The sequence below is a fragment of the Methanomicrobiales archaeon genome, from assembly GCA_030019205.1.
Taxonomy (GTDB): domain Archaea; phylum Halobacteriota; class Methanomicrobia; order Methanomicrobiales; family JACTUA01; genus JASEFH01.
Map to the genome: position 1 here is coordinate 1 of JASEFH010000050.1, position 2,829 is coordinate 2,829.

A 2,829-nucleotide genomic window follows, 5' to 3' on the forward strand; every position below is an offset into this window, starting at 1 on the left:
GAGCCCGTGGCGAGCACCACCTCGTGGTAGATGCCGGCGGGGAAGATGCCGAGTTCCTTCCAGAGGTCCTTCCTCTCCGGCGGCGCCAGCCGTTCGACGATCGCGCTATGGCCCTCGCGGCGGCGGCAATCCGCCTCGACAGCGCCGATGAGGCGGAGCGCCACGTCGGCATCGGAGCCGCCGGTGTCCACGCCGAGCCGTGCGGCGAACCCCCGGAGTTTCTGCGGATCCCGCAGGGTATACTGCGCCGTTCCCTTCGCCGTCTCGCGGAGCGTCTCCTCCGCGTGGAACTGGTAGGTGGTCGCCCCCATGACGTTGCGCAGGAGCATCATGCGCATGGCCATGCCGTCCGCGGTGATCCCGCGGACGCCGCGCTTGTCTTTAGCGGCATCGGCACGGCAGGGGCCGTTCGAGCAGAGATCGCAGCGTGTGCCGCCCTGGCAGAAGGGGCAGCGCCGGTCCGGGTCTCCGAGCCCCTGGGCCTCGTAGCGGTCCCAGACCGTGCTCATGCCGTCCTCTTTCAACCGTTCGTACTGTCTTCTAACAGATTCGTGGCAGGAGATGCGCGATCGATCCATCGTATCCGACCTCTATCGTCCGGATCTTAATGAATGATTCGTTCATCGTCCATACCGCAGGGCCCCTTCGGCCGGGCAGACGTCCGTGCACCGCCCGCAGAGGTAGCACTCGCCCTTCGAATCGTCCCTGCCCGCCTCTGCCGTGGGGCAGGCCCGCTCGCACCTGCGGCACCGGATGCAGGCCGGGGTCCTGCGGATTTTAAAGGCGCTCCGGGTTGCGATCGCTCCGGCAAGAGCGCCGAACGGGCAGACCAGGCGGCAGAAGGGGCGGTAGAGGGCGAGCGAGACGCCGAGCATGGCGAGGAACACGAGGGAGGCCGCGCTCGCCGCGAGGTGGAAGAAGTCGCGGATCCCGAAGAGGGAGAGCAGCCCGAAGGAGAATATCCCGGCGGCCAGGAGGAAGAGGACCAAGAACGCCAGGCGGACTCCCGTGGTGAGCCGTTTGTCCTGCACCCGGTACTTCGGGACGGGAACGACATAGGCCAGTTCCTGCAGCGCCCCCACCGGGCAGAAGTAGCCGCAGTACCAGCGCCCGAAGAGGAGCGTGAGCACCAGCACGACCGCAAGCCCGACGAGGGCGACGGCGGGCGGCCCCCCGAGCATCTGCGCGTTGCCGAGCACCAGGGCCTGGAACTGGAACGGGATGACGGGGGCGAAAATAAGGAACCCGAGCGCTGTGGTGAGGACGAGGAAGGCATACCCGATCCGCCGCGTCCAGCGGCCGGCGTACAGGAGATACGCCCCCAGGGCGATCATGACAAGCGCGTAGATGAAACCGGCCGCCTTCGGGATCTGCTCCAGCGCCATGGTACCAGGATTGGACCGACACCCATATGAAACTGGTGTAACTGACAGAAGTGCGAACGCCTTTTGATGTAATCTGCCAAGAATGCCCCTGCCGGGGCTTCTATTTCTTCTTGCCGAACGACCATTCCCAGGTATCGGGCCCAGTCTCTCTGCCCCAGATCATAACTGCGATTCCGAGCAGGACGAACAGAGGCCCTGCCCAAGCCAGGTACGTGAACATCAGAAGGAACCCTGTGACAACCGAGATCGCGGCTGCATGTATTTTCTTCATCCAATGCGTTGATTTGAGAAGAATGGCATATATATTTTGTCAGACCGACATTCACGCCCTTAAAATGCCCTGATAGTGCGGCATCGTCGCCCGCCTGAAAGGCGATCTCGACGCCGCCGCACGGCAGAGCGTCGAGGCGCTCGAGAGACTCTCGCTCGACGCCCAGCAGCAGTACACCCCGATCTGGTACGTGCAGGGGGACTGGAGCATCGGGCACCACCTCCGGGCCGTGCTGGAGAGCGTGGAGGACGATCTCCTGGTCCTCTCCCTGGACAACCGCATCGTGGAGAAGTATGCCGACCTGATCGCCCGGGTCGGGCGGCGGCACCGCGTGCGGATCCTCTATGCCCGCCGCCAGGAGGCACCGCCAGTCCCGAACGCCGCCGCCTATGAGGTCGCCTCCCTCTGCGACTACTTCCGCGAGAACATCTACGAGCGGGTGCTCGCCGCGCCCGTGCTGCGGGAGGGTTCGACGTTTGCCGCGGAGTGCATCCTGCTCGCGGACGGGAAGGAGTCCATGCTCGTCTACACCCTCGACGGCGAACGGATGGCGGTGCTCATCACGCTCCCCTTCATCACCTGCATGCAGCACCGGCTGCTGGAGCAGATGCTCGCGCAGGCGCAGCCCCTCGATCACCCGCGGGAATAACGGGCGGGGGGTGAGACGGGCGAAACGGGATGAAGGTTACCTGACGTCCGCCCCAGGCGGTTCGAGCGCATCTCCCGGGTCGCACCGCGGCCGTCCCACTCATCCCTGGCTATTTCGATGCGTCGATGTTAGAGCCTGGCATTCCCGCCGGCATCGGCTGGCGTCCCGTCGTCGCCGGGCATCCCCTCTCTACGAAGGACCTGTCTCCTCGAGGGGGATATACGGAACGAACCGCAGCAGGTCCGAACGGAGCCGATCGAACCCGGTCCGCTCCATGAACCGCGCCGTCCGCTCTCCCCACCCGGCGTTCGCCCGGTAGTACTCCAGCAGGCGCTGGACAAGATCCAGGACCTCGCCATCGGCGAGGTTCCGCGCGATCTCGTCCCCGATGCGGGGATCCCGCCCCCCGTTGCCCCCGAAGATGACAGTCCACCCTCTGTTCGTGCCAATGATGCCGATGTCCCGCAGGCGGCTCTCCCCGCAGCAGCGGGGGCAGCCCGACACCCCGATCTTGATCTTGGCCG

At 65.6% G+C, this 2,829-nt stretch carries 5 protein-coding genes; 1 reads left to right on the forward strand and 4 read right to left on the reverse strand.

Annotated elements, in window-relative coordinates; all coding sequences use genetic code 11:
- From QMC96_13100 to QMC96_13110, 3 genes are all read right to left on the reverse strand, one after another.
- The coding region (locus tag QMC96_13100) for a carbon monoxide dehydrogenase (GenBank protein MDI6877692.1) at positions 1 to 578 on the reverse strand (578 nt) is incomplete at its 3' end.
- Between the two features lie 42 nt (positions 579 to 620).
- Positions 621 to 1,385 carry a 4Fe-4S binding protein gene (locus QMC96_13105; GenBank protein MDI6877693.1) on the reverse strand — a complete coding sequence of 255 codons (765 nt, stop codon included), beginning with the start codon at positions 1,383 to 1,385 and terminating at the stop codon, positions 621 to 623.
- Between the two features lie 100 nt (positions 1,386 to 1,485).
- Positions 1,486 to 1,656 carry a hypothetical protein gene (locus tag QMC96_13110; protein ID MDI6877694.1) on the reverse strand — a complete coding sequence of 57 codons (171 nt, stop codon included), beginning with the start codon at positions 1,654 to 1,656 and terminating at the stop codon, positions 1,486 to 1,488.
- A gap of 190 nt (positions 1,657 to 1,846) precedes the next feature.
- On the opposite strand from QMC96_13110, the gene QMC96_13115 reads away from it, so the two are divergent.
- Positions 1,847 to 2,305: a hypothetical protein gene (locus QMC96_13115; protein ID MDI6877695.1), complete on the forward strand. Its 459-nt coding sequence runs from the start codon at positions 1,847 to 1,849 to the stop codon at positions 2,303 to 2,305.
- A gap of 189 nt (positions 2,306 to 2,494) precedes the next feature.
- Here the strand turns inward: QMC96_13115 and QMC96_13120 are convergent.
- A partial coding sequence (locus tag QMC96_13120) for an NAD(P)/FAD-dependent oxidoreductase (GenBank protein MDI6877696.1) occupies positions 2,495 to 2,829 on the reverse strand: 335 nt, incomplete at its 5' end.